Source organism: Tardiphaga sp., from assembly GCF_041424195.1.
Classification (GTDB): domain Bacteria; phylum Pseudomonadota; class Alphaproteobacteria; order Rhizobiales; family Xanthobacteraceae; genus Tardiphaga.
In genome coordinates this window covers 1-26,196 of the sequence record NZ_JBGMOE010000199.1, presented here as the reverse complement: position 1 = coordinate 26,196, position 26,196 = coordinate 1, and the positions used below count along the sequence as shown (strand labels likewise).

The 26,196-nt window shown below is 62.2% G+C and carries 25 protein-coding genes and 2 pseudogenes; 15 read left to right on the top strand and 12 right to left on the bottom strand.

From position 1 onward, the window contains the following. Nucleotides 1-24: 24 nt before the first annotated feature. From ACEK02_RS27535 to hflX, 3 genes are all read left to right on the top strand, one after another. The gene (locus ACEK02_RS27535) at nucleotides 25-882 is read left to right on the top strand and encodes a D-amino-acid transaminase (protein WP_371424647.1); all 858 of its coding nucleotides are present in this window, start codon (nucleotides 25-27) and stop codon (nucleotides 880-882) included. Nucleotides 883-1,069: 187 nt separating this feature from the next. Next, nucleotides 1,070-1,315 (top strand): RNA chaperone Hfq, encoded by a 246-nt coding sequence (gene hfq / locus ACEK02_RS27530; RefSeq protein ID WP_068731834.1) that lies wholly within the window; start codon nucleotides 1,070-1,072, stop codon nucleotides 1,313-1,315. Nucleotides 1,316-1,338: 23 nt separating this feature from the next. Continuing rightward, nucleotides 1,339-2,721: a GTPase HflX gene (hflX, locus tag ACEK02_RS27525; RefSeq protein ID WP_371424646.1), complete on the top strand. Its 1,383-nt coding sequence runs from the start codon at nucleotides 1,339-1,341 to the stop codon at nucleotides 2,719-2,721. Between the two features lie 3 nt (nucleotides 2,722-2,724). On the opposite strand, the gene mazG is transcribed toward hflX, so the two are convergent. Next, nucleotides 2,725-3,540 carry a nucleoside triphosphate pyrophosphohydrolase gene (gene mazG / locus ACEK02_RS27520; RefSeq protein WP_371424645.1) on the bottom strand — a complete coding sequence of 272 codons (816 nt, stop codon included), beginning with the start codon at nucleotides 3,538-3,540 and terminating at the stop codon, nucleotides 2,725-2,727. A 119-nt stretch (nucleotides 3,541-3,659) separates the two neighbouring features. Between mazG and queC the strand changes: the two genes are divergently transcribed. Further along, nucleotides 3,660-4,376, top strand: coding sequence for a 7-cyano-7-deazaguanine synthase QueC (gene queC, locus ACEK02_RS27515; RefSeq protein ID WP_371424644.1), 717 nt, complete (start codon nucleotides 3,660-3,662; stop codon nucleotides 4,374-4,376). Here the strand turns inward: queC and ACEK02_RS27510 are convergent. Both ACEK02_RS27510 and ACEK02_RS27505 read right to left on the bottom strand, forming a co-directional pair. Then, a complete protein-coding gene (locus tag ACEK02_RS27510) occupies nucleotides 4,373-5,272 on the bottom strand; it encodes a dihydrodipicolinate synthase family protein (RefSeq protein WP_371424643.1) in 900 nt (299 codons plus the stop codon). The genes queC and ACEK02_RS27510 overlap by 4 nt on opposite strands. Nucleotides 5,273-5,484: 212 nt before the next feature. Further along, on the bottom strand, nucleotides 5,485-6,285 hold the full coding sequence (locus tag ACEK02_RS27505) for an SDR family NAD(P)-dependent oxidoreductase (RefSeq protein WP_371424642.1): 801 nt from the start codon (nucleotides 6,283-6,285) through the stop codon (nucleotides 5,485-5,487). 281 nt (nucleotides 6,286-6,566) lie between these two features. Here ACEK02_RS27505 and ACEK02_RS27500 point away from each other — a divergent pair, with 281 nt between their 5' ends. From ACEK02_RS27500 to ACEK02_RS27490, 3 genes are read left to right on the top strand one after another with little or no spacing between them, the layout of a single operon-like run. Beyond that, nucleotides 6,567-7,316 carry a FadR/GntR family transcriptional regulator gene (locus ACEK02_RS27500; protein WP_371424641.1) on the top strand — a complete coding sequence of 250 codons (750 nt, stop codon included), beginning with the start codon at nucleotides 6,567-6,569 and terminating at the stop codon, nucleotides 7,314-7,316. Nucleotides 7,317-7,329: 13 nt separating this feature from the next. Next, nucleotides 7,330-8,760, top strand: coding sequence for an FAD-binding oxidoreductase (locus ACEK02_RS27495; RefSeq protein WP_371424640.1), 1,431 nt, complete (start codon nucleotides 7,330-7,332; stop codon nucleotides 8,758-8,760). 58 nt (nucleotides 8,761-8,818) lie between these two features. Continuing rightward, complete coding sequence (locus tag ACEK02_RS27490; protein ID WP_371424639.1) at nucleotides 8,819-9,796, top strand: Bug family tripartite tricarboxylate transporter substrate binding protein; 978 nt, start codon at nucleotides 8,819-8,821, stop codon at nucleotides 9,794-9,796. 35 nt (nucleotides 9,797-9,831) lie between these two features. Here ACEK02_RS27490 and ACEK02_RS27485 read toward each other — a convergent pair whose 3' ends face one another. From ACEK02_RS27485 to ACEK02_RS27465, 5 genes and pseudogenes are all read right to left on the bottom strand, one after another. Then, the gene (locus tag ACEK02_RS27485) at nucleotides 9,832-10,530 is read right to left on the bottom strand and encodes a cytochrome c3 family protein (protein ID WP_371424638.1); all 699 of its coding nucleotides are present in this window, start codon (nucleotides 10,528-10,530) and stop codon (nucleotides 9,832-9,834) included. 5 nt (nucleotides 10,531-10,535) lie between these two features. After that, a complete protein-coding gene (locus ACEK02_RS27480; RefSeq protein WP_371424637.1) occupies nucleotides 10,536-11,030 on the bottom strand; it encodes a nitrate reductase cytochrome c-type subunit in 495 nt (164 codons plus the stop codon). Continuing rightward, a pseudogene (gene napA, locus ACEK02_RS27475) lies at nucleotides 11,003-13,497 on the bottom strand (periplasmic nitrate reductase subunit alpha). Before napA ends, ACEK02_RS27480 begins: the two are co-directional and overlap by 28 nt. A gap of 11 nt (nucleotides 13,498-13,508) precedes the next feature. After that, nucleotides 13,509-13,805 carry a chaperone NapD gene (locus tag ACEK02_RS27470; RefSeq protein WP_371424636.1) on the bottom strand — a complete coding sequence of 99 codons (297 nt, stop codon included), beginning with the start codon at nucleotides 13,803-13,805 and terminating at the stop codon, nucleotides 13,509-13,511. A 9-nt stretch (nucleotides 13,806-13,814) separates the two neighbouring features. Beyond that, the gene (locus ACEK02_RS27465) at nucleotides 13,815-14,012 is read right to left on the bottom strand and encodes a nitrate reductase (RefSeq protein WP_371424635.1); all 198 of its coding nucleotides are present in this window, start codon (nucleotides 14,010-14,012) and stop codon (nucleotides 13,815-13,817) included. A 206-nt stretch (nucleotides 14,013-14,218) separates the two neighbouring features. Between ACEK02_RS27465 and ACEK02_RS27460 the strand changes: the two genes are divergently transcribed. Further along, complete coding sequence (locus ACEK02_RS27460; protein ID WP_371424634.1) at nucleotides 14,219-14,986, top strand: Crp/Fnr family transcriptional regulator; 768 nt, start codon at nucleotides 14,219-14,221, stop codon at nucleotides 14,984-14,986. 20 nt (nucleotides 14,987-15,006) lie between these two features. Here ACEK02_RS27460 and nthB read toward each other — a convergent pair whose 3' ends face one another. Then, nucleotides 15,007-15,666: a nitrile hydratase subunit beta gene (gene nthB, locus ACEK02_RS27455; RefSeq protein WP_371424633.1), complete on the bottom strand. Its 660-nt coding sequence runs from the start codon at nucleotides 15,664-15,666 to the stop codon at nucleotides 15,007-15,009. Further along, a complete protein-coding gene (nthA, locus tag ACEK02_RS27450; protein WP_371424632.1) occupies nucleotides 15,663-16,283 on the bottom strand; it encodes a nitrile hydratase subunit alpha in 621 nt (206 codons plus the stop codon). Before nthA ends, nthB begins: the two co-directional genes overlap by 4 nt. A gap of 65 nt (nucleotides 16,284-16,348) precedes the next feature. On the opposite strand from nthA, the gene ACEK02_RS27445 reads away from it, so the two are divergent. From ACEK02_RS27445 to ACEK02_RS27430, 4 genes are all read left to right on the top strand, one after another. Beyond that, nucleotides 16,349-17,110, top strand: a complete 762-nt coding sequence (locus ACEK02_RS27445) for a hypothetical protein (protein WP_371424631.1) — start codon at nucleotides 16,349-16,351, stop codon at nucleotides 17,108-17,110. Between the two features lie 124 nt (nucleotides 17,111-17,234). After that, nucleotides 17,235-18,521: a serine hydrolase domain-containing protein gene (locus ACEK02_RS27440; RefSeq protein WP_371424630.1), complete on the top strand. Its 1,287-nt coding sequence runs from the start codon at nucleotides 17,235-17,237 to the stop codon at nucleotides 18,519-18,521. 212 nt (nucleotides 18,522-18,733) lie between these two features. After that, nucleotides 18,734-19,174 (top strand): antitoxin Xre-like helix-turn-helix domain-containing protein, encoded by a 441-nt coding sequence (locus tag ACEK02_RS27435; protein WP_371424629.1) that lies wholly within the window; start codon nucleotides 18,734-18,736, stop codon nucleotides 19,172-19,174. A gap of 3 nt (nucleotides 19,175-19,177) precedes the next feature. Continuing rightward, entirely contained in the window at nucleotides 19,178-19,867 is a 690-nt protein-coding gene (locus ACEK02_RS27430; protein ID WP_371424628.1) for an RES family NAD+ phosphorylase, read from the top strand. Nucleotides 19,868-20,059: 192 nt separating this feature from the next. Here ACEK02_RS27430 and ACEK02_RS27425 read toward each other — a convergent pair. Continuing rightward, nucleotides 20,060-20,284 (bottom strand): annotated as a pseudogene (locus ACEK02_RS27425) (3-beta hydroxysteroid dehydrogenase); the annotation flags it as partial. A 147-nt stretch (nucleotides 20,285-20,431) separates the two neighbouring features. Next, nucleotides 20,432-21,205 (bottom strand): SDR family NAD(P)-dependent oxidoreductase, encoded by a 774-nt coding sequence (locus ACEK02_RS27420; protein ID WP_371424627.1) that lies wholly within the window; start codon nucleotides 21,203-21,205, stop codon nucleotides 20,432-20,434. Between the two features lie 242 nt (nucleotides 21,206-21,447). On the opposite strand from ACEK02_RS27420, the gene ACEK02_RS27415 reads away from it, so the two are divergent. From ACEK02_RS27415 to ACEK02_RS27405, 3 genes are all read left to right on the top strand, one after another. After that, entirely contained in the window at nucleotides 21,448-22,467 is a 1,020-nt protein-coding gene (locus tag ACEK02_RS27415) for a TRAP transporter substrate-binding protein (protein ID WP_371424626.1), read from the top strand. An 11-nt stretch (nucleotides 22,468-22,478) separates the two neighbouring features. After that, nucleotides 22,479-24,374 carry a TRAP transporter large permease subunit gene (locus tag ACEK02_RS27410; RefSeq protein WP_371424625.1) on the top strand — a complete coding sequence of 632 codons (1,896 nt, stop codon included), beginning with the start codon at nucleotides 22,479-22,481 and terminating at the stop codon, nucleotides 24,372-24,374. Nucleotides 24,375-24,496: 122 nt separating this feature from the next. Further along, nucleotides 24,497-26,146, top strand: coding sequence for an acyl-CoA synthetase (locus ACEK02_RS27405; protein ID WP_371424624.1), 1,650 nt, complete (start codon nucleotides 24,497-24,499; stop codon nucleotides 26,144-26,146). Nucleotides 26,147-26,196 lie beyond the last annotated feature (50 nt).

The window sequence follows — 26,196 nt, the reverse complement described above, 5'->3', positions numbered from 1 at the left end:
TTCAACCCAAGCCTCGGAACGAACATGTCGCGCATCGCCTATGTGAATGGTCAGTACGTCAACCTGCGCGATGCCGCGGTGAACGTCGAGGACCGCGGCTATCAATTCGCGGATGGCATCTACGAAGTCTGTGAGATCATCGGCGGCAAGATGGTCGACTTTCCCCGCCATATTGCGCGCATGCAGCGCTCATTGCGGGAATTGCGGATCGCCGAGGCAATGCCGCTGACATCGCTCAAGGTGGTGATGCAGGAAGTGATCCGCCGCAACCGTATCAATTACGGCATCGTCTATCTGCAAATCAGCCGCGGCGTCGCCCATCGCGATCATGGCTTCCCGTCGCCGGAGGTGAAGCCCAGCGTGGTCGTGACCGCCAAATCGCTCAACTTCGCCAAGAACCAGGCGACCGCTGCCAAGGGCGTGAAGGTGATCACGACGGCTGAGAATCGCTGGCCGCGCGTCGACATCAAGACGGTCGGCCTGTTGCCCAATGTGCTGGCGCGCCAGGAAGCCCGCGACAAGGGCGCCTATGAAGCCTGGTATGTCGACGCCGACGGTTTTGTCACCGAAGGCGCATCATGCAACGCCTGGATCGTCACCAAAGACGGCAAAGTGGTCACACGCACGGCTGAGCGCGGCATCCTTGCGGGCATCACCCGAGCGGTGTTGATCGAGGTCTTGGCCTCGATGCAGCTCAAACTGGAAGAGCGGAACTTCACGCCCGCCGAGGCTTATGACGCCGCCGAAGCCTTCGTCTCGTCGGCGAGTCAGATCGTGATGCCGGTCATCAACATCGACGGCAAACAGATTGGTGACGGCAAGCCTGGTGGTATCGCGACGCGTCTGAGGCAGGAATTCCATAAATTCGCGGCGATTTCCTAAAATTTGCCGCGCTTTTAGGCACCAATTCCGCGTTCCGGCTTGCCTAAAAAGCGCGCCTGCCGTCTAATCAGGTCGTCGCGCTCCCGGAGGGGGATCTCAGGGGAAAGCGCGGCGGCTTGGTAAGGCTCCGGAGAGGGCTGCGCCGGGTTCAAAAAAAGCAACAAAACAGACTGCGGGATTAAAAAAAATGGCGGCAGACCGCGCACAGAATCTACAGGACACCTTCCTCAACCACGTACGCAAGACCAAGACTCCGCTCACGATCTTTCTCGTGAACGGCGTCAAACTGCAGGGCATTGTCACCTGGTTCGACAATTTCTGTCTTCTGCTCCGGCGCGACGGACACTCGCAGCTGGTGTATAAGCATGCGATCTCGACCATCATGCCGGGCGCACCGATTCAGCTGTTTGAGGGTGGCGAGGATCCGGCTTGAGCGAACTCCTGAGAGACGCTTGATTGGAATTTCGTAGCTTCGAAGGCAATGCTGCCGACCGACCCTCGGCCAGCAGCGAATCGACCGGCCGCGTTCTCGTGGTCGGTCCTTACTTGCGCGAACGGCGGGGCGATGCCGACGCGCAAGCCTATTCTCATGTCCGCGATACGGAAGCCCGACTCGAAGAGGCGGTCGGTCTCGCACGCGCCATCGACCTCACCGTGGTCGAGGCCGTCGCCGCGCCGCTGAGCCAGATCCGCCCGGCCACCTATCTCGGCAAGGGCAAGGTCGAGGAGATCGCCGGTCTGATCGCGGCGAACGAGATCGGCATCGTGGTGATGGACTGCGCGCTGTCGCCGATCCAGCAACGCAATCTGGAAAAGGAACTGAAGGCCAAGGTGCTCGACCGCACCGGCCTCATCCTCGAAATCTTCGGTCGCCGTGCCAAGACCAAGGAAGGCACGCTGCAGGTCGAGCTCGCGCATCTCAACTATCAGCGCAGTCGTCTGGTCCGCTCATGGACCCATCTGGAACGCCAGCGCGGCGGCTTTGGCTTCATGGGCGGCCCCGGCGAGACCCAGATCGAGGCCGATCGCCGCATGATCGGCGACCGCATCGCGCGGTTGGAGGCCGATCTCAGAAAAGTCCAGGCGACGCGGCGCCTGCATCGCGCCGGCCGCCAGCGCGTGCCGTATCGCGTTGTTGCGTTGGTCGGTTACACCAATGCCGGCAAATCGACGCTGTTCAACCGGCTGACGCGCGCCGACGTGCAGGCCGAGGACATGTTGTTCGCGACCCTCGATCCGACGCTGCGCGCGCTGACGCTGCCGCATGGCGGCAAGGCGATGCTGTCGGACACGGTGGGCTTCATCTCCAACCTGCCGACCCAGCTCGTCGCGGCCTTCCGTGCCACGCTGGAAGAGGTGCTGGAAGCCGACATCATCCTGCATGTTCGCGATATCTCGCACGAAGACGCCGACGCGCAGCAGAGCGATGTCGACAAGGTTTTGCGTCAGCTCGGCATCGACACCGATGCATCAGCGCGCATCCTCGAAGTCTGGAACAAGATCGATCGTTTCTCGCCGGACGAGCGTGAAAACCTCGCCAATATTGCGGCCCGCCGTCCGCCAGAGAAGCCGTGCTTCATGGTTTCCGCGGAAACCGGCGAGGGCATCGATGCGTTGCTCAACGCCATCGAGGAACGGCTTGCGGCTGCGCGCGTGACGCTGGATCTGCAGATCGATGCCGCCGATGGCGCGGGCGTGAGCTGGCTACATCGCAATGCCGAGATTCTCGTGAAGGAACTGCACGACGGACATTTCGACATGGTGGTGCGCGTCGACGAGACCAAGCGCGATGTGGTGATGAGCAAGTATGGCGCGGTGCTGCATCCCGCGGAGTACTGACGGCTACTCCGCGCCTTTCGCCTCGTTCCACAGCGCATCCATCTCTTCGAGCGACGCCTCCTGCAGCGAGCTTCCTTTCGCAGCCAGAGCCCGCTCGATATAGCCGAAGCGCCGCTCGAATTTCGCATTGGTGGCGCGGAGCGCCAGCTCCGGATCGGCCTTCACATGGCGCGCGAGATTGACCAGCGCGAACATCAGATCGCCGGTCTCGGCTGCCACCTCGCTCCGATCGCCGCGATCGAGCGCGGCTTCGATCTCGTCGGCTTCCTCGCGGATTTTCGCCAGCACCGCGCGCGGATCATTCCAGTCGAAGCCGACGCTGGAGGCTTTTGTCTGCAGCTCCATGGCTTGGCTCAATGCAGGTTGCCCGGCCTTGACGCTGGCGAGGAACGAGGAGGACGGCGGAATGTCCACGCCGCGTCGCGCGGCTCGCTCGGCCTTCTCCTCGGTCTTGATGCGGTCCCAGACGCCCTTCACATGGCCTGGCGTCAGGTTGCCGTCCTTGTCGGCGAATACATGCGGATGCCGGCGGATCATCTTGCGGGTGATCGCCTCCACGACATCGCCGAACGCGAATACGTTCTGCTCTTCGGCCATCCGGGCGTGGAACACCACCTGCAGCAGGAGATCGCCGAGTTCGTCGCAGAGGTCGTGGAGATCGTGCCGGACGATGGCATCGGCGACCTCATAGGCCTCCTCGATCGTATAGGGCGCGATACTCGCGAAGTCCTGCTCCAGATCCCATGGGCAGCCCGTCACGGGCGTGCGCAACTGGGCCATGATCTCGATCAGGCCGGCTATATCGCGGGAAGGGGTCATGAGGCACCACGGTTCACAACAGAAGCCTTTGCTATGCCGCAGGACGGCGGCGTGGCCCAGCGAAAATGCCCCGTTTTGCCTGTCTTTCACACAGCCCTGCAGAGTGCTATCTGCAGCCCATGAGCGACACTTTCCCAGATCAAACCGCGCTGGTGCTGTTCTCCGGCGGCCAGGATTCCGCCACCTGTCTGGCCTGGGCGCTGGCGCGTTTCAGGCGCGTCGAGATGCTTGGCTTCGCCTACGGTCAGCGCCACGCCATCGAGCTCGACAGCCGCGACAAACTCCTTGCCGGCGTGAAAGCATTAAATGCCGACTGGGCCGCCAAACTCGGCGACAGCCACACGCTGGATATTCCGACACTCAGCGCCATCTCCGATACCGCGCTGACGCGCGACGTTGCCATCGAGATGGGCGCGGACGGCCTGCCCAACACCTTCGTGCCCGGCCGCAATCTGGTGTTTCTGACCTTTGCCGCAGCCCTGGCCTATCGGCGTGGCATCACCCACATCATCGGCGGCATGTGCGAGACGGATTATTCCGGCTATCCCGATTGCCGCGACGACACCATCAAGGCGCTGCAGCAGGCGCTCAATCTCGGCATGGCCAGGAACTTCACGCTGCATACCCCGCTGATGTGGCGCGACAAGGCCGCGACCTGGGCGCTGGCGCAAGAACTCGGCGGGCAGGGCCTCGTCGACCTGATCCGCGAACACTCGCACACCTGCTATCTCGGTGAGCGCGGTGCGCTGCACGACTGGGGGTACGGCTGCGGCAAATGCCCGGCCTGCGAACTGCGCGCCAAAGGCTGGCGCGAGTTCGCAGCAACGGCCGTTTAGACGGGCAGCGACTCGCGGACTTTGGCTGCCTCGCTCGCGCCAAGGCCCGTCAACGGCGGCCGCACCCGCAGCCAATTGTCATTGTTGTCACGCTTCGCCAGCAGCACCTTCAGCGAGGGAAGCTGCGCATAGGTGGACACCGCATTGCGCGTCGCCACGATGCGTTCCTGTGCAGCGGCAACCTCTGCCTGTTTGGCTGGATCGTTGAAGCCCGCAAATACAGTGGCAAGCTCGCGGCTGACGAGGTTCGACGCCGCCGTGATGCAGCCGGCGCCCCCCATCGGCAGCAGCTTCAGCATCAGGGGATCGGCACCGACCAGAACCGAGAAGCCCGGGAAGCGTTCTACGATCGCGCTCATATTGGAAAACTCGCCTGCGGAATCCTTGATTCCGACGACGATCTCCGGGAAGCGCGTGCGCAGGCGATCGATAACATCGAGCGAGATCGGCACCGCTGACATCTGCGGGATGTGATACAGCACAACGCGCAGGCGTGGGTCGTTGACGCGCTCGATCACCGCTGTATAGGCGTCGACGATGCCCTGATCGGACACGCCCTTGTAGTAGAATGGCGGCAGCATCACGACGGCACCGACGCCGTTGGCGACAGCGTGCTTCGTAAGCTCGACTGTTTCCATGATCGAGGCCACGCCGGTGCCCGGCAGCAGCTTCGACGCCGAGATCCCCGATTTGACCACGGCGTCCAGCAGCGCCATGCGCTCGCGCGATGACAGCGAATTGGCTTCCCCCGTGGTGCCGAGCATCGCGATGCCGGTGCAGCCGTCGTCGAGCAGGCGCTGGCAGTGTGAGGTGAACAGTCCATGATCCACCGACAGGTCGGCGTTGAAGGGGGTGGCAGCAGCGCAATAGACGCCGGTCGGGAAGGGGGCTGTCATCGTTGGGCTCTTTCGGATGCGTGTTGCAGGAGTTCGTCTAACGAAGCTCTGGTGTTTCCCTCGCCCCGCTTGCGGGGAGAGGGTGGCGCGGACGAAGTCCGCGACGGGTGAGGGGCACTCTCAGTTTCACTCGCAGGCTCCCCCTCACCCGACGCCCACATGCTGCGCATGCGGACGTCGACCTCTCCCCGCAAGCGGGGAGAGGTCGAACCTTACGGCATGATCTGGCCGCCATTCACCTCGATGACCTGGCCGGTAATGTAGCTGCTCATGGTCTCGTCGGCGAGGAATTGATAGGCACCGACGCAATCCTCGGGCGTGCCGATCCGGCCGAGCGGAATGCCCTGGCGGGCGCCTTCGAGCTGCTCCGCTGTCGAATAGCGCTGGTGGAACGGCGTCATGATCACGCCCGGCGCCACCGCATTGGCGCGCACGTTGAACGGAGCCAGTTCCTTCGCCAGCACGCGCGTGATGGTCGAGACAAAACCCTTGGCCGAACCATAGAGGCCGGCGCCACCGCTGCCCCCGTTACGGGCTGCAACTGACGTGGTGTTGATGATGGAGCCTGAACGCTGCGTCTCCATGATCTTGGCGGCCTTGCGGCAGGCGAAGAACACCGAGCCGATATTGAGATCGATCACGTCGTCATACTGCTCGTCGGTGGCGTTCGCGATGGAAGTACGGCCGAACATGGCGCCGGCATTGTTGATCAGCACGTCGATCCGGCCGAGCTTGGCGTGGGCTTCGTCGATCACACGCGCCGCTTCAGCGCGCTCGGACACATCGCCGCGCAGGAGCTCTGCACTGCCGCCGCTCGCGCGAATATGCGCGACCACTTCTTCGGCGCCTTCCGGATTGCCGTTGTAGTGCACGATCAGCCGGGCGCCGAGCGTGCCGAATTTCTTCGCCACGGCGGCGCCGATGCCGGAGCTTGCGCCAATGATCACGATGGCCTTGCCGTTCAGTCCGTTGGTCACGCCTGGTCCTTTCCGATTGTGCGAGCCTTCGACCATGATTTTCGCGGCCTGACAAGTTGTCAGAATTTGTGCGACGCAATATGACTTACGACCCAATCGGCTAAATTTGTTGATACATATCAATTAGATGTCGCTGGCTGCGACATATCACGTATTGTTGACATGTTGACAAGTTGATCGCGCCCTCGCATGTTCGCCGCAACCAGGCGAGGAAATGTTTCCATGCAACAGCGCTCCCGAGCGATCGGACTGCCGCAGGAAAGCTCCGCCGCCAGATCCCGTAAGCCCATGTCCTACAAATCCCGGTCCGTCCGATCATGAAGCCGATTGATTCTCCTGAATTTCCTGACGCGGCGCGTCCGCGCAGCGCCGGCAACTCGCTTGTCGACAAGGTCTATGGCGAGCTCGCGCAACGGATCGCCAATGGCGACTACGCACCCGATCAGAAACTCCCTGGCGAGCACGAGCTTGCTGACATGTTCGACGTCTCTCGCCCTGTCTTGCGTGAAGCGCTCGGCCGGTTGCGTGAAGATGGCCTGATTGTTTCGCGACAGGGCGCAGGCAGTTTCGTGCAGATGCGTGCGCAGCAACCGCCGCTCGGTTTTGCGCGTGTGGAAACCATCGCCGACATCCAGCGCTGCTTCGAATTCCGCATCACCATGGAATCCGATGCCGCGAATTTTGCAGCGCTTCGACGCAGCGACGATAATCTCGGCAAGATGGCAGCAGCGCTCGGCCTGCTGCGCGAGGCGACGAAGAAGCGCAAGCATCGGGAAGACGCCGATTATGCCTTCCATCTCGCCGTATCAGAGGCGACCAACAACCATTACTTCGCGACCTCGCTGAACGCCCTCAAGGACCACGTCGCCGTCGGCATGAAGCTGCACGGCCTGTCGCTGATGGGCCCGCGGCCCGGCCTTGAACAGGTGTTCGAGGAACACACCAGTATCTACGAAGCGATCCGTGACCGCGATGCCGAAGCGGCGCGCATGGCCATGCGTCACCATCTCGAAACGTCGCGCGATCGCCTGTTCGAAGGCCGTCTGCTCGACCTCTCGTTCCGGTGACGAGGAGAGTGAATTGACAGATCACGCTGCATTTCTCGCAACGCTCGCCGGCATTGTCGGCGACTCCCGCCACGTCATCGGCCCCGGCGGCGATTTCGAACCCTATGTGGTGGACTGGCGCGGCCGCTATCACGGCCAAGCGCTCGCCGTCGTGAAGCCCGGCTCGACGCAGGAAGTTTCCGCCATCGTAAAGGCCTGCGCTGCGGCCGGCATTGCCATCGTCCCGCAGGGCGGCAACACCGGCATGTGCGGAGCGGCGACGCCGCTCGGCGACCGCGACATGATCGTGCTGCGCCTCGACCGCCTCAATCGCATTCGCAGCGTCAGCCGCCTCGGCGATAGCATCGCTGTGGATGCGGGCTGCATCCTCGCCGACATCCAGAAGGCCGCCGACGACATCGACCGCCTGTTCCCGCTCAGCCTGGGTGCCGAAGGCTCCTGTCAGATCGGCGGCAATCTATCCACCAATGCCGGCGGCACCGCGGTTCTGCGCTACGGCACCACACGCGAACTTACGCTCGGCCTTGAAGTCGTGCTGCCCGATGGCGAGATCCTCGACGGCATGACGGCGCTGCGCAAGGATTCCACGGGCTTCGACACCAAGCAGCTCTTCATCGGCGCCGAAGGCACGCTCGGCATCATCACCGGCGCGGTACTGAAGCTGTTTCCGAAGCCGCGGGCGAGGGCAGTGTCCTTCGCCAAGCTGAACAGCATCGAGGCAGTGCTCGATCTGCTCGCGCAGGCGCGCACCGAACTCGGTGACCGCATCGGCGCCTTCGAGGTGATGTCGCGCGGCCAGATCGAGGTGATCGCCGAGAACCTGCCGCTGGTGAACATCCCGTTCGAGCTGGATACGCCCTGGTATGTGCTGATCGAACTGGTCGATACGCTGGTGTCGGTCGACCTGAACGCAGCGCTCGAAGCGTTGCTCAGTGGCGCTTATGAGCGCGAGCTGATCACCGATGCGCTGGTGGCCTCCAGCGAGACGCAGGCCGCGGCGTTCTGGAAGATCCGCCACAGCGTATCGGAAGGCAGCAAGAAGGCCGGCTATGTGATCTCGCATGACAGTGCCGTGCCGCTGTCGCAGCAGGCGACGTTCGTCACGCAGGTGGAGAAACGCATCGCCGCCTATCGTCCCGATGCCCGCATCGTGATGCACGGCCATATCGGCGACGGCAACATCCATATTCTCGCGATCATCCCCGGCCTGGAGCAGAACCAGAAGGATCAGATCCAGGACACGATCCGCGGCATCAACACCATCGTTGACGAAGAGACCTGCGCGCTCGGCGGCAGCATCAGTGCCGAACACGGCATCGGCATCGCCAATCGCGAGCGGCTGGCGCGCGTCACCAAGCCAACCGAGCTGCGGTTGCTCCGCAGCGTCAAGGCAATGCTCGATCCGAACGACATCATGAATCCCGGAAAAGTGCTGCATGCATAGAGGCGGAAATCACACGCTTCGACGACTTCAAATCATCAAATCAAAAGGGGAAATACCAATGAGAATGACATCGATCCTGATGGCCGCCTGCGTCGCCTTCGGCGCCGTGGGGCAGGCGAGCGCACAAGACGCGAAATATCCGAACAAGCCGATCACGATCGTCGTGCCGTTCGCAGCCGGCGGCACCGTGGACATCATCGCACGCATGGTGTCGGAGAATCTGCAGAAGAAACTAGGCGCCACCGTGTTGGTCGAGAATGTCGGCGGTGCCGGCGGCAATATCGGCGTCACCCGCGTCGCCCGCGCGGCGCCCGACGGCTACACGATCGGCCTGGCCAGCACCTCGCCGCTGGCGATCGCACCGACGCTGTATGGTGCCAAGCTCCAGTTCCAGCCGGAGAAGGATCTCGTGGCGTTCGCACAGGTCAGCATCGTGCCGAACGTGCTGGTGGTGAACCCCGATCGCATCAAGGCCCGTACCGTGCCGGAGCTGATCGCTTACATGAAGGCCAATCCCGACAAGGTGACGTTCGGCTCGGCCGGACCCGGCACGTCTCAGCATCTTGCTGGCGAACTGTTCCAGCAGATGACCGGGACCAAGATGGTGCATGTGCCCTACAAAGGCTCGAGCCAGATGGTCACCGACCTGATATCCGGCCAGATCGACATCGCCTTCGACAATGTCCCGCTGCTGCTGCCGCATGTGGCCGCCGGCAAGCTGGCGATGCTCGCCACGGCAACGCCGAAGCGCGCCGAGTTCGATGCGAATGTGCCCGCCGTCGCCGAATTCCTGCCGGGCTTCGAGGCTGTCGCCTGGCACGGCTTCATCGCGCCGGCGGCAACGCCGAAGCCGATCGTCGACAAGCTCTCGGCGGAAATCCGTGAATTCATGAGCCTGCCGGAGACGAGGAAGAAGATGGCTGAACTCGGCGCGGTCGCCGTGGCGATCCCGCAGGATGAGTTCACCAAATACATCGCCAGCGAGACCCTGCGCTGGAAGGGCGTGATGGAGAAGGCCAACGTCACGATCAACTGAGTGGAGGGACGCGCCGCTCAACGCGGCGCGTCGCTCTATTCCGCAGACATCTCGCGAACGGATGTCAGATAACGCGACAACCGATCCACGTCCGGCACATGATAGCTGTGCCTGTCGCGAAGCTCGGCAGGCGCGCTCCAGCCGGGTTCGATTCCGGTCATGTCAGGCAATTCATGCGCGATGCCCTTGTGGCAATCGATACAGGTACGCTCGCCGGTAACGAGATACTTGGCATGGATCGTCGCCGCGCGCGGCGCCTGCTTGGTGAAATCCATGGCGATCGCGGAATGGCAGTTCCGGCATTCCAGCGAGTCATTGGCCTTCAGTCGCGCCCATTCATGTTTGGCAAGCTCCAGGCGTTTATCGAGGAACTTCTCGCGCGTCGAGATCGTGCCGAAGATCTTGCCCCACACTTCCTTCGACGCCTGCATCTTGCGAGCGATCTTGTCAGTCCAGTCATGCGGCACGTGGCAGTCCGGGCAACTGGCACGCACACCGGATCGATTGGCGAAATGCGGGGTTCGCTGCAGCTCCTGATACACGTTGTCACGCATCTCATGGCAGCTGGTGCAGAATTTCTCGGTATTCGTAATTTCCAGCGCCGTATTGAAGCCACCCCAGAAGATCACGCCACCGATGAAGCCGCCCAGCGCCAGCACGCCAAGACTGATATGCGCGGCCGGTCGGCTGGCGATGCGCCAGAACCACAGAAACTTGGCTATCAACCACTTCATGGCGCTCACCTGCCGGATGCCTTCATGTCGGTGAAGGTGTTCGGGACGAGCGGACGTGCATCGGTTTGCGGCACGTGACAGGCCGTGCAGAAATAGCGTCGCGGCGTCACATCGGCGAGCATCTGGCCGTCGCGATCCATGAAATGCGTAACGCTGATCATGGGCGCACCGGAGCCTTCGGTATATTCGCGACGATGGCACTCCAGACAGCGATTGGCCCGCAACGTGAGCTGATAGTTTTCGATTGAATGCGGGATGACCGGCGGCTGCTCCGGATAGTTACGCATCACGCGCTTGTCGTCGGTGACGGGCCGCGGGAAGGGCGGCGCAGGAACTTCGCCCATCGGCTGTGCTGCGCCGGTGAGGCGCGGCACGACTCGCGGCACAGTCTGGACTGACTGCGCATAGATCGCGCCGGACACCAGCACCATGGCGCCGCCGATGATTGCTGCGATGATTGCCTTCATCGCATTTAAGCCGAAACGATCTTGACCGCGCATTTCTTGAAGTCCGTCTGTTTGGAGATCGGGTCGGTTGCATCCAGCGTGACCTTGTTGATCAGCTGGCTGGCATCGAACCACGGCACAAACACCACGCCGCGGGGCATGCGGTTGCGACCGGTCGTATCGACACGCGTGCGGATCTCACCGCGCCGCGACATCAGCCGGATCTCGGCGCCCTGGTTGAGGCCGCGTGCGCGTGCGTCCTCGGCATGCATGAAGCAGCGCGCGCCGGGAAACGCCTTGTACAGTTCGGGCACGCGCATGGTCATCGAGCCGGAATGCCAGTGCTCCAACACGCGGCCGGTCACCAGCCACAGATCAAACTCAGCATCGGGCGACTCGGCCGGCGGCTCGTAGGGCACGGCGATAATGCGCGCGCGTCCGTCGGGATTGCCGTGAATTCAATCTTCTTGCCCGGCTTGACGTAAGGATCGAGGCCTTCGCGGTAGCGCCACTTGGTCTCCTTGCCGTTGACCACGGGCCAACGCAGTCCGCGCACCTCATGATAGGTGTCCCAAGGGGCGAGGTCGTGGCCATGGCCGCGGCCGAACGTGGCATATTCCTCGAACAGCCCCTTCTGCACATAGAAGCCGAAGTCCTTGGACTCGTGGTTTCCATAGTCAGCGGGAATTTCGCTGACGGGAAATTTGTCGATCTCGCCGTTGCGATACAGCACCTCGAACAACGTCTTGCCCTTGTAGCTCGGGTTGGCGTCGAGGAGAGCGGCGGGCCATACTTCATCCGTCGTGAACCGCTTCGAGAACTCCATCAGCTGCCAGAGATCCGAGCGTGCCTGGCCGGGCGCGTCGACCAGCTGACGCCAGACATGGGTACGCCGTTCGGCGTTGCCGTAAGCACCTTCCTTCTCGACCCACATCGCCGCAGGCAACACGCAGTCGGCAGCCAATGCCGTCACCGTCGGATAGGCTTCCGACACGACGATGAAGTTGGCGGGATTGCGGTAGCCCGGATAGGTCTCGCGCGAACTGTTCGGCGCCGCCTGCACATTGTTGTTCACCTGAACCCAGTAGAAGTTCAGCTTGCCGTCATGCAGCATGCGGTCCTGCTCGACGGCGTGATAACCGATCTTGTCGGGCAAGAGGCCATACGGCACGCGCCAGATTTCTTCAGTATGCTTGCGGTGCTCCGGATTGGTCACCACCATATCGGCGGGGAGGCGGTGCGCGAAGGTGCCAACCTCGCGCGCCGTACCGCAAGCCGATGGCTGGCCCGTCAGCGAGAACGGCGAGTTGCCCGGCTCGGAGATTTTGCCGGTCAGCAGATGGATGTTGTAGAGAAGCTGGTTGGCCCAGACGCCGCGGACATGCTGGTTGAAGCCCATGGTCCAGAGCGACATCACCTTGCGCTTCGGATCGGCATAGAGCTCGGCGAGCTCCAGCAGGAAGCCGGGCTCGACGCTGGTCAGCTTCGACACCTTCTCGAGCGAATAGTCCTTCACGAATTCGGCATAGGCCGCGAAATCGATTGGCGTCGTCGCTGCGGCCGTGGCTGCGCCCTGGGCTTTCTTCTCCAGCGGATGTTCGGGACGCAGCCCGTAGCCGATATCCGTCGTGCCCTTTACGAAAGTCGTGTGGCTGTTGACGAATTCGGTGTTTACGCGACCGGTCGAGATGATGTGGTTGGCGATGAAGTTGAGAATGGCAAGATCAGTACCCGGCTTGAACACGATCGGGATGTCGGCGAGATCGGAACTGCGATTCGTGAAGGTCGAGAGCACCGCGACTTTCACATGCGGATAGCCGAGGCGGCGATCGGTGAGGCGCGTCCACAGGATCGGATGCATCTCGGCCATGTTCGAGCCCCACAGCACGAAGGCATCGGCAGCCTCGAAGTCATCATAGCAGCCCATCGGCTCGTCCATGCCGAAGGTGCGCATGAAGCCCACGGCCGCAGATGCCATGCAATGCCGCGCATTGGGATCGAGATTGTTGGAGCAGAAACCCGCACGCATAAGCTTGGTCGCGGCATAACCTTCGAGGATCGTCCACTGGCCCGATCCGAACATGCCGATCGCAGTCGGTCCCTTTTCTTTCAGCGTCGCTTTGGCGCGCTGCGCCATGGTGTCGAATGCTTCGTCCCAGCTCACCGGAGTGAGTTCGCCGTTCTTATCGAACACGCCGTTCTTCTTGCGGAGCAGGGGCGTGGTCAGGCGGTCGGCGCCGTACATGATCTTGGAGAGGAAGTAACCCTTGATGCAGTTCAGGCCGCGGTTCACTTCCGCCAGCGTGTCGCCATGGGTGGCGACGACCTTGTTGTCCTTGACGCCGACCATGACGCCGCAACCGGTTCCGCAGAATCGACACGGCGCCTTCGACCATTTGATGGACAGTGCCCCGACGCCACCCGCAATCGATTGAGCGGCTGCCGGAACGTTGATGCCAGCCGCCGCTGCAGCGACAGCCGCCGCCTGAGCCTTGAGTAGATCTCGCCGCGAAAGGGGCATTCGTCGTTCTCCTAATCGAGACGCTGTTCGAAAACCATGTTGGCCGAGAGCACGCCGGGCCATGATGAGATGTCAGCGAGCATCGCACCCAGCGCGCCGCTGTCTGGCCCTTCAAGGACGGCCACGAGTTTGGAGGCTGTGCGGTGATGGATCTCGACGCCAGGAAGGCTCGACAACCGCGCAGATACCGCTTCGATATGGGCCGGAAGCACCGACACAACGGCGCTGGAAATGTGTTCGTTGTCGTGCGCGGACGCGCCGACGGTCGCGCCCGTCAACAGAGCGCGTCTGGTGAGTTTGTCTGCCATGTGGAAGTCCTAGTGAAGCAAAGGTGGGCCGGGCGGGCCGAAAATCAGCTGGTACATCCAGACGAGAAAGCCGTAACCGCCGACCACGCCCACTGCGACGACGGGCCAGATGAGAACGACGATTGTGAGAAAGACGAGCAACTCCGACATGCGGCTATTGCATCTTCGACCCTCTGCAGGCTGAGCGATGTTCTGGTTCGTCACCATTATGCTCCCCCTTCGGTCTGCGACCATATGCCTGGAGAAGAGGCGAGACTCGCCTAGCGCGAGGGCAATATGCCTGCTACAGCGCTCACCTTCGTTGCGCTGGATCAAATAACAACTTCTGCGGATGCATTATTTGATATCGTTGTTCTGATCGCGATGTCGTCGTGCAGAGCTACTCGCATCAGATCTTTTGATGACAGTTTTATTTGATTGCGACACTGCTCGGCGAGATCCCTCGTTCTGAAAGGCGAGCAATGGATCGTGAGATGTGCAAATCGTTTGGTAGTGCGCCGATTTTTGCGGGGCTGGACGAGGGCGCACGCGGCATCATCATCGACGCCGGCAGAAAGCACTTTCTGGGCTGCGGTTTTACGCTCTGGCAACAGGGCGACGCACCGCAGATGCTCGCACTGGTCATCCATGGTCAGCTCAAGAAGACGATGATCGATGCGCATGGCGCGCAGAAAACGCTGCAATTCATACGCTACGGCGGTCTCGTCGGAGCCGCATCGGCATTCGGCAATTTTTCTCACCCGACAACCTTGAGCGCGACAGTCGCAACCGAGATTTTGTACTGGTCCGCGGATCGTTTCAGCGGGCTAATGCATGTTGTCCCGCAGCTCGCGATCAACGTCCTCGGTATTGTCGGACGGCAAACCGATCACCTGTTGCGCCGTCTTCACGAGGCAACGAGTGAGAGCGCCGATCGACGCATTGCACGGATCGTTCTGCGTCTGTTGCGCGAAGAAGATCCGGACGGTGATTGTGTTCCAATCGAACTCAGAATTTCGCGTCAGGAACTGGCCGAATTGAGCGACACCACTCTGTTCACGGTCAGCCGCACTGTTTCGGCCTGGAACCGGATGCAGATCCTGAAAGCCGGTCGCGGCCGCTTGACGGTCATTGATCCTGCCGGACTCGCGGACCTGGCGGACGATGCGCCGGCGCTCCGAGGCAAACCACGCCGGGTTTGATCCGAACCTGCCGCCGCCTATCACGCGGGGTCGAGATAAGGCTCGAACGCCTCGACCGACACCTTAAGCGTCGGATCGCCATCGGGTCCCCACAGTTCGGCGCCGTCGAACACGACGGTATAAAGCCACTGCGGATTTTCGCCCTGGTCATGAGCTGCCGTATCCGGGTAGACATGCGCGCCGTGAAGGCGCTCGATCACGCCGACATGACCGCGGACATAGCGCGGCAGCCGCGTATGCGTTGTCGGATGGATATTCTTCATGCGCACGCGGTCGCCGATCTTGAATGCGGCAGGCGCGGAAGCAGGGCGCGTGAACGAGCCGCGGGTCAGCACGCGCTCGACACTATCGACGGTGAAGTTGCCGCGTTTCAGCGGCTTGGGCGGCGCTGATGCGTGGCCGGCCTTGATCTCGTCTGCAGCGATGAAGCCGCGCTCAATCAGCATATCCTCGAGGCCGAGCAGCCACTTCTTGTAGTAGCTGCTGGAGAGATAGACCTCCGGCGGCAGCATCTCGCGATAGAAGCGAGAGGCATCGATGTTAAACGCGCCGGTCGCGCCCATGGCACGCACCATGGCCAGCACGCGCGCTTCCCATTCGGCATGAAACATCGGCTCGTTCGGCTCCGGCTCGACTGTGCCGAAACCATCCATGCCGCCCATATCGTGGACGCCGTTCACGATGGCGCTCCCGGCGTAAGGACAAGGCCGGTGCCGATCATGGAGTCGCGCGTGACGAGTTCAGCCAGTCGTTCTTCGCTCCAGCCCTCGGTGCCTGCAGGGCGCATCGGCAAAACCAGAAAGCGCGTCTCGGCCGTCGAATCCCAGACACGGATTTCCGTATCCTTGGGGAGCGTGAAGCCGAAGTCTGCCAGCACGCCGCGCGGATCTTTCACGGCACGGGAACGATAGGGCGCGGCCTTGTACCAGACCGGGGGCAGGCCGAGCATTTCCCAGGGGTAACAGGAGCACAGGGTGCACACGACCATGTTGTGGCGCTCGGGCGTGTTCTCGACCACGACGAGATGATCGCCGGTGCGGCTGACATGGCCGAGCGTACCGACCGCCGCGGAGCCGTCGGCCAGCAGCGCCTCCTTGAAGGCGGGATCGGTCCAGGCCTTGGCCACCACCAGGGCGCCGTTATGCGGACCGATCTTGGTTTCATAGGCCTGGATCATCGCGTCCAGCGCGGCCGGATCGATATAGCCCTTCTCGCTCAGAATGGTTTCGAGCGCGCGCACGCGCAGCTCCATTTCCGACAGTTCGGAATGATCGTGGTCGTGATGGTGTTTGCTCATACCGGCAGAATAGGCGAGGCGCGATTGTTCTGTCGAGGATTTCGGGACTCAGCTAGGTCTGCAGCATGGCTGCTCCCCGTTTTCCTGCGCTGGCTCTGTTCGGCTTCGTTCTGGTCGTGCCGCTGCTGGCGGCGGCTGGTCACGCGGAGGCGGCCAATGGCGCCTATGCGGTCGATGCGGCGGATATTTCGGACCTCGGCTCCTGCAAGGTCGAGAGCTGGTACTCGATGGCCACCAATCGCGACTTCGCGGCGGTGGCCAATCCGTCCTGCGTGGTGGAGATCACGCGCCCTGTCGAACTCAGCGTGCTCACCAATCACAGCCGCTCCGACGGCGAGTTCAGCACCACGCTGGCGCCGAAAGCGAAGATCAATATCGAGCCGACCGGCATCGGCAAATTCGGCGTATCGGCGCTGGCCAGCGGCACATTCGACGCCATGACCGGCCAGAACACGGCGGTCTTCGCTGAAATTCCGGCGACCTATCGCTTTTCCGAAACCATGCGCATCAATCTCAATGCCGGCTGGCTGTGGGATCGCACCATCGATCGCCACTACTTCACCTATGGCGTCGGCTTCGACTGGAAATTCACCGATGTGCTGCAATACACGGTGGAACTGTACGGGCAGGCGGGTCACGCCGAATTCGCCAGCGTGATCCAGCCGCGCGTCCAGACCGGCGTGCGCTATCGGCCCAACGACATTTTCTCGGTCGACGTGATCTATGGCCGCAACATCACCGGGGAGAATTCCAACTGGATCACTTTGGGCACCACGATCCGGTTTCCACCGCCCGGAAGCGTGCGCAAGCCCGATGCGCATTTGTGATCCGCACAATGTTGCCGATCGCTGTAAAACCGCGATATCGGAAAATTGCGTGATTTTCCGACAAGCATCTGAAATATCTCGGTGTTAACGTCCGACCGTGTTCAAGCCCGCTTGCGGAAATCCAGTGTCAATCTTGCGCCGATCTTGCGACTTCCTGTCCGTCATCGCCATCGCGGCGGCGCTGGTCACCCCCGCATTGGCAGGCACCAGTCTGCTGACCGACAAGCCCGACCTGAGCGGATTTTCCCAGGATGGACTGAACCGCGTCACCGCTATGCTCGACCGCGAAGTCGGCCAGGGCCATCTCGCCGGCGCGATCATGCTGATCCAGCATCACGGCAAGCCGGTCTATTATGAGGGCTTCGGCGTCCGCGATCCCGCGACTATGGCGCCGATGACGACGGACACGATCTTCCGGCTGTATTCGATGTCGAAGCCTGTGACATCAGCCGCGGCGATGATCCTGATCGAGCAGGGCAAGCTCAAGCTTGACGATCCCGTCGCCAAATACATTCCGGCCTACGCGCATCCGCAGGTCGCGACCGAGCGCACGGATGCCAGCGGCAAACCCTATCTCGACTTCACACCGGCGCTGAAGCCGATCACCGTGCTCGACCTGATGCGGCAGTCGTCCGGCATCAGTTCGGCCTTCACCGATCTCGGCCTGATCACGCAGCTCTATCTTGATGCAGGCCTGTTCGACGGCGATTTCGACAATGCCGATTTCGCAGCGCGGCTGGCAAAACTGCCGCTGGCCTATCAGCCCGCCACCGTGTGGGATTACGGGCATTCGACCGATCTGCTCGGCCGCGTCATCGAGATCGCATCGGGCCAGTCGCTATACGATTTTGAGAAGCAGTATCTGTTCGATCCGCTGGGCATGACCGACACCAGCTACTACGTGCTCGATCCCGCCAAGGCACCAAGGATCGCGCAGCCGCTGCCGACCGACCGCATCATCGGCAACGAGACCATCAGCAATCCTACGGTGAAGCGGAAATGGGAATCCGGAGGAGGCGGGCTCAACGCCACCACGGGCGATTACGCGCGCTTCCTGCAGATGCTGATCAATGGCGGCGCGCTGGACGGCACCCGCATCCTGAAGCCGGAAACGGTCCAACTGATGCGTCAGAATCAGGTCGCGCCGGCTAGCGATGTGAAACCCTGGGCCTATTACTATCCCGGCGCTGGCTTCGGTTACGGCCTCGGCTTCGGCGTCCGCACCGGTCCCGGCGAAGACGGCGTGCCGGGTTTCGTTGGCGAGATGGCCTGGGGCGGCGCCGCCGGGACTTACTTCTGGACCTATCCGGACCAGGACATGGTGATGATCCTGATGGTGCAGACGCCAACCCAACGTGGTCGCATCCAGCCAATCCTGAAAACGCTGGTCTACGACGCGATCAGGAAGTAGCGGAAACACGGGTCGGCTGCTGGTGAACCATCAGGCGGCTTCTTCGCAAGCAGCTGAAATTATTTGATTAAATTCAGAATCTCGTTCGCAAGTAGGATGCCCGCGCGATACCTCTCGCTGATGAGGAAATCCTGCCTCGGGCGACAGCATCAATTGACGCTTGATATCGCGTCAAATGATGATATGTGTGATCGAGAGCGAGGGAGGGAATCATGGCCGAAATTGCAGCAACCGGCATCCAGATGCCCCTTACGCCCGTCGACATTCAGACGTTCACGAAGGCACCCGACCGTGAGCGATTGTCGCCTGTCGCCATCAAGGCATATCGGAAGATCGTCGAGCAGTGGGCGCTCACCAACGCTGAAGCTGCGACGTTGCTCGGCGTATCTGAAAGTACATGGGATCGGATCAAGCGAGGGGCATGGGATCAACCTCTCTCGCAGGACCAACTCACGCGCGCGTCAGCCGTGATCGGCGTTTACAAGGGGCTACGGCTTCTGTTCGCCGATGACATGGCGTTGCGTTGGCCGAAGCTGGCGAACAAGGGTCCGATCTTTCAGCGCCGAACGCCGGTCGATGCCATGATTGAGGGCGGCATTCCGCTCATGCTCGAGACACGGCGCTACGTCGATGCGGTGCGCGGCGGCCTGTGATCGATGCTTGAAGGTTTGACGATCAGCCGCCAGGGATTCGAGCGGACCATTCGCCTCGTGACGACCGCCCGGCTCCGGGATTCTGTGCTGCATGATTTGGTCGATGCTTCCGAACTCGATGTATTGAGCGAAATCGAAGGTGCCACGAGCAACCGACGCATCGCGCAGGCTCGAGGGGCAGGCGAGGTGCAATCGTACGAGCTCGTATACGGCGTCCCGCACGCCCACTTCATCAACGCCTCGTTCGCCTATGCGAAGCCTCGAGAACCGAACAGGTTCAACGGTGCGGAACGTGGCGCCTGGTATGCCGGCTTCGAAATCGAAACCAGCCTGGCCGAGGTCAGATTTCACCTGACGGAGGCGCTCGCAGCCGCCGGAGACTTCAACACAACGGTCGAATACGCGGAAATGTTTGCGAGCTTCGCAGGCGAATTCGTCGATCTGAGGCCGCATCCGACGCATCAGTCTTTGCACCCGGAAAAGACCATTGGCTACCCGGCCGGGAACGCATTGGCGGAAGCTGCGCGCGTGCGCGGCCTGAATGGGATCATCTATCCATCAGTCCGCCAGCCCGGCGGGACTTGCCTTGCCGCGTTGTTTCCGCACGCTGTCCAATCGGTGGCCCAGGGAAGCGTCTATCGCATGGTGTGGAGTGGCAAACCCGAACCGGTGATCGAACTGCTCCAGGGGTAGCGGGAAGAACAAGGCGTCCACCAGTCCGGCACGCCACAACTCGGATTCGCATAAGGTATATTATGGAATATATTATCCCATAGCGATCCCAGGGACTTAGCTCAAATTGTTGCAGTATCTGCTTGAACCAACGGCCATTTGAGCCGGTTTGTGGCCCCGCGTCATTGTGGCCGCATATGGCCTCAGCCGCCGAAAATATCTGACGTGATCGAGGTCCGCGATCAATCCCGGCCGGGTCGGTTGCCATCCCAATTGCTGCTGTGTCCAGGCACTGGACGCCGGTGCGTCCATGGCCGAGAAACCTGCGAACCAGCCGAAGTGACCGGCGGCTTCATCGCGCGACTTTGACACGACCGGCAGGTTCAGGTGCTTGCCGATGACCTCTGCGATCTCCCGGAACGCGACGCCTTGTTCCGCGCTGCCGTGATAGCGAATGTCGAAGGCCAACGCTCTAACGCCATTGTCATGCCCGGGCTTGTCCCCGGGCATCCACGTCTGGGTTGCGAGCGAAGAAAGCCGTGGATGGCCGGGACAAGCCCGGCCACGACGGAGCTTGGTTGCTGACTACGGATATTTCGGCAGCAATCCATGGGCCGCAAAACCACCGTCCACGTTCAACACGTGCCCGGTGACGAAGCTCGACTTGTTGTGATCCAGCAGGAACATCGCGGCGCCGGCGACCTCCTCCGGCTCGGCATAGCGCCGCTGTGGCACCACCTGCATCCAGCCTTCACGCGTTGCGGCCGTGTGCATCTCCTGCACCATCGGCGTCTCGAACGGGCCCGGCGCAATGGCGTTGACGCGTATCTTCAGTGGCGCCAGTTCGCAGGCCATCACCTGCGTGAGCGTGATGACGCCGCCTTTGGACGCGCCATAGGCCGCGCGCTCGATATTGCCGCGCAGGCCCGACACCGACGCCACATTGACGATGGCGCCGCCACCATGGGCCTTCATCAGCTTGCCGGCTTCACGCGCCACGGCAAAGGTGCCGACGAGATTGATGTCGAGGATCTCGCGAAACAGTTTCACGGAGGTCTCGAAGAACGGCACCTGACGGCCGATTCCGGCGGAATTCACCAGACCGCGCACCGGGCCGAAGCCGGCTTCACCATCCTTCAATCCGGCGATCACCGCGTCTTCGTCGGCGACATCCATCACCACGGTGCGGGTCACGCCTGGCTTGATGGCGTCGACCTGCGCGCGGGCACGGTCCAGCGCGTCCTGGGTGAGGTCGGCCAGCAGGACTTTCCAGCCCTCGCTGACGGCGGCCTTGGCGACCGCCAGGCCGATTCCCGAGGCGCCGCCGGTTATGATCGCTACGCCGTGATCCTTGCTCATATGCTGTCCCTTGCGCTTCCTGCAGACGGTCTCTGGCCGGTCTTGGCTGCCGGCGACTTCGTTCGCACGATGCTTCCCACAAATTCGCGCGGTGCAAAAGCCGTCCGCCAGCGTCCGCTATTGGGGCTTGGCCTTTGGTCGCACAGCGAAAAGGCTTGACCGGGCAGCCCGGGCATGATGACCAGACGACAAGGGCTTTTCGCCTTACAAAGACAAACAAAGAAGTGGTTGGGAGAAACAAAATGACGATTTCACGCCGGACTCTGTTGAAGGCATCGGCCGCGGCGACCGCGTTTGGCGGCGTCGGCATGCCATTTATCGCGCGCGCGCAGCAGGCCGAATACGTCTACAAATATGCGAATAACCTGCCCGATACGCATCCGATGAACATCCGCGCCCGCGAGATGTCGGCGGCGATCAAGACCGAGACCAACGGCAAGGTTGACCTGCAGGTGTTCCCCAACAACCAGCTCGGCTCCGACACCGACATGCTGAGCCAGATCCGCTCCGGCGGCGTCGAGTTCTTCACCCTGTCCGGCCTGATCCTGGCCACTCTGGTACCGGCCGCCTCGATCAACGGCATCGGCTTCGCCTTCCCGAATTACGACACGGTCTGGAAGGCCATGGACGGCGATCTCGGCGCCTATATCCGCAAGGAGATCACCAAGGCCAATCTCGTGGTCATGGACAAGATCTGGGACAACGGCTTCCGTGAAGTCACCTCGTCCACCAGGCCGATCAAGAGCCCGGACGACCTGAAGGGCTTCAAGATCCGCGTGCCGGTGTCGCCGCTGTGGACCTCGATGTTCAAGGCGTTCGACAGCGCCCCCGCCTCGATCAATATCAGCGAAGTCTATTCGGCGATGCAGACCAAGGTGGTCGAAGGCCAGGAGAATCCGCTGGCGATCATCTCGACCGCCAAGTTCTATGAAGTGCAGAAATACTGCTCGCTGACCAACCACATGTGGGACGGCTACTGGTTCCTGGCCAACCGTCGCGCCTGGGAGAAGCTGCCCGCCGACCTGCGCGACATCGTCGCCAGGAACATCAATGCCGCCGGCATGAAGGAGCGCGAGGACGTCGCCAAGCTCAACGCCAATCTACGCGGCGAGCTGGAATCCAAGGGCCTGGCCTTCAATGAGCTCGAGCCGGGCCCGTTCCGCGACAAGCTGAAGTCGGCCGGCTTCTACAAGGAATGGCAGGGCAAGTATGGCGACGAAGCCTGGGCCATCCTCGAGAAAGCCGTCGGCAAGCTGGGCTGATCGGAACCATTATGGCCGTGCATGACATCTCCGCCCTCGAAAGCGGGGCGTCCAGCGTGGAGAGGGCGCCCCTCTCCCGCCGCGACGCCATCCTGACATCCATCGACCGCACTCTCGGCCATCTGGTCGAGATTCCCGCGGCGCTGCTGGTGGTGGCGGAGGTGATCATCCTGTTCATCGGCGTGGTGGCCCGTTACGGCTTCCATCGTCCGCTGATCTGGTCGGACGAACTGTCCTCGATCCTGTTCCTGTGGCTTGCGATGCTCGGCTCCGCCGTCGCGTTCCGGCGCGGCGAACATATGCGGATGACCGCGCTGGTGGCGTCGGCCGGCCCCCGGATGTGGGCCTTTCTCGATGTCGTCGGGACCTGCGCGGCGCTGGCGTTCCTGCTGATGATCGTCGTGCCGTCCTACGAATACGCCTATGAGGAAAGCTACATCACGACGCCGGCGCTGCAGATCGCCAACAGCTTCCGTGCGGCCGCGCTGCCGGTCGGCATCTCGCTGATGGTCGTCTTCGCGGTGCTGCGGCTGTTGCGCTACGGGCAGGTCCGCACCGTGCTGATGGCGCTCGGGACTGTCGCGGCGATCATGGCTGTATTCTGGCTCGCCGAACCCTTGCTGCGCACCCTCGGCAATCTCAACCTGATCATCTTCTTCGTCGGCGTCGTGGCGCTCTGCGTGTTCTCCGGCGTGCCGATTGCCTTTGGATTTGGCCTCGCTATCTTCGGCTATATGGCGCTGACCACACGCACCCCGATGATGGTGCTGGTCGGCCGCATGGACGAGGGCATGAGCCATCTGATCCTGCTGTCGGTGCCGCTTTTCGTGTTCCTGGGGCTGCTCATCGAGATGACCGGCATGGCGCGCGCCATGGTGGCGTTCCTCGCCAGCCTGCTCGGCCACGTCCGCGGCGGGCTGCATTATGTGCTGATCGGCGCGATGTATCTGGTGTCAGGCATTTCCGGCTCCAAGGCCGCCGACATGGCGGCTGTGGCCCCGGTTTTGTTCCCGGAGATGAAGCAACGCGGCGCCAAGCCGGGCGATCTGGTCGCCCTCCTCGCGGCAACTGGCGCGCAGACCGAGACCATTCCGCCGAGCCTCGTCCTGATCACCATCGGCTCTGTCACAGGCGTCTCGATCTCGGCGCTGTTCACCGGCGGGTTGCTGCCCGGCGTGGTGCTTGCGATCACGCTGGGCGCGCTGGTGTGGTGGCGCTATCGCGGCGAGGATCTCAGCCACGTCAAACGGGCGTCAGGCCGCGACATCGGCAAGGCATTCATCGTGTCGGTGCCAGCCATCGCGCTGCCTTTCGTGATCCGCGCCGCCGTGGTCGAGGGTGTGGCGACCGCCACTGAGGTCTCCACCATCGGCATCGTCTATGCCGTGCTCGCGGGCCTCCTGATCTATCGCCAGTTCGACTGGAGCCGGCTGAAGCCGATGCTGGTCGATACGGCCTGTCTCTCCGGCGCAATCCTGCTGATCATCGGAACCGCGACCGGGATGGCCTGGGGCCTCACCCAGTCCGGCTTTTCGCGCTCGCTGGCGGCGGCCATGACCGGCCTGCCGGGCGGCGGCGCCACCTTCATCGCGGTCTCCATCGTCGCCTTCGTAATCCTCGGCAGCGTGCTCGAGGGCATCCCGGCCATCGTGCTGTTCGGCCCCCTGCTGTTTCCGATCGCCCGCCTGGTCGGCGTCCATGAGGTGCATTATGCGATGGTCGTGATCCTCGCCATGGGCATCGGCCTGTTCGCACCGCCGTTCGGCGTCGGCTATTATGCCGCCTGCGCCATCGGGCGCGTCGATCCGGCGGAAGGCATCAAGCCGATCCTCGGTTATCTGCTGGCTCTGCTGATCGGCCTGATCATCGTCGCGATCTTCCCCTGGATTTCGATCGGATTCCTTTAAAACCGTTCGATTTCAGAAGATTGCGACCAATATCTCGCGTGCCTTTGGAAGATCATTCCTGCGATAAACTGATAAGCGAGATATTCTCCATAACTAACTGATTAAAATAAAAGAGTGTCAAAATGATCCCAGATCAAGGCGCTTATAGCGTCGGCCTCGACCAGACCCCGGCCAACTTCGTGCCGCTGTCGCCGCTGAGCTTTCTCAGGCGCAGCGCGGCGGTCTATCCGGACCTGACCAGTACCGTCTATGAGGGCCGCCGCTTCACCTGGGCACAGACCTATGAGCGCTGCCGGCGCTTCGCCTCGTTCCTGACCGGGCGCGGCATCGGACGCGGCGACACCGTCGCGGCGATGCTGCCGAACCTGCCCGCGATGAACGAAGTCCACTTCGCAGTGCCCATGGCCGGCGCCGTCCTCAACGCGCTCAACATCCGGCTCGACGCCGCGGCCATTGCATTCCAGCTCGACCATGGCGGCGCCAGGCTGCTGCTGGTCGATCCGGAATTCTCCGGCGTGATCAGCGAAGCCCTCACACTGATGACCGGGCCGAAGCCGGCCGTGATCGACGTCGACGATGTGTCTTATGGCGGCGGCCAGCGGATCGGGGAACTCGAATATGAAGCTGCCCTTGCCGAAGGCAGCCCCGATTTCACCAGCGCCTTCCCGCTCGACGAATGGGACGCCATCGCGCTCGGTTACACCTCGGGCACCACAGGCAATCCGAAGGGCGTCGTGACCCATCACCGCGGCGCCTACCTCAACGCCGTCTCCAACATTCTCGCCGCCGGCCTCGGCCAGCATCCGGTCTATCTCTGGACCCTCCCGATGTTCCACTGCAACGGCTGGTGCTTCCCCTGGACCGTTGCGGCGAGCGCTGGCGTCAATGTCTGCCTGCGCAAGGTCGATCCCACCAAGATCTTCGCGCTGATGCGGGAACACGGTGTCACCCACATGTCGGGCGCGCCGATCGTCTACAACACGCTGATCAATGCGCCCGACGCGCCGGTCTATTCCGGCGGTCCGCTGGTGCAGGGCTCGATTGCCGGCGCCCCGCCCCCGATGGCGGTGCTGTCGGGCGCCGAGAGGATCGGCATCAAGCTGACGCATGTGTATGGCCTGACCGAAGTCTATGGCCCCGCCTCGGTCTGTGCCGAGCAGCCCGGCTGGGATGCCCTGCCCGCCGATGAGCGCGCCAACCTGAAGCGCCGCCAGGGCGTGCCCTATCACCTGCAGGAAGCCGTGACAGTCATCGATCCCGAGACCATGCAGGAAGTGCCGCGCGACGGCGAGACCATCGGCGAGGTCATGTTCCGCGGCAATATCGTGATGAAGGGCTATCTGAAGAACGAGAAGGCCACCAAGGAGGCGTTCGAAGGCGGCTGGTTCCACACCGGCGATCTCGGCGTGCTCGACGCCGCCGGCTACGTCACCATCAAGGACCGCTCCAAGGACATCATCATCTCCGGTGGCGAGAACATCTCGTCGGTGGAGGTGGAGGACGTACTCTACAAGCACCCGGCCGTGTTGTTCGCGGCCGTGGTCGCCAAGCCCGACGCGAAATGGGGCGAAGTGCCGTGCGCCTTCGTGGAGCTCAAGACGAACGCCACGGCGACGGAGGCCGACATCATCGCCTTCTGTCGCAACCAGATGCCCGGCTTCAAGACGCCGAAGGCGGTGGTGTTCGGCGTGATCCCGAAGACATCGACGGGCAAGATCCAGAAGTTCCTGCTGCGCGATCAGGTGAAGTCGACGGGATCGTTTAACAGCTAGAGCGGTTCACGAATTTATTGAATCTGGAGGGATTCCGGTTCATCGGCGAA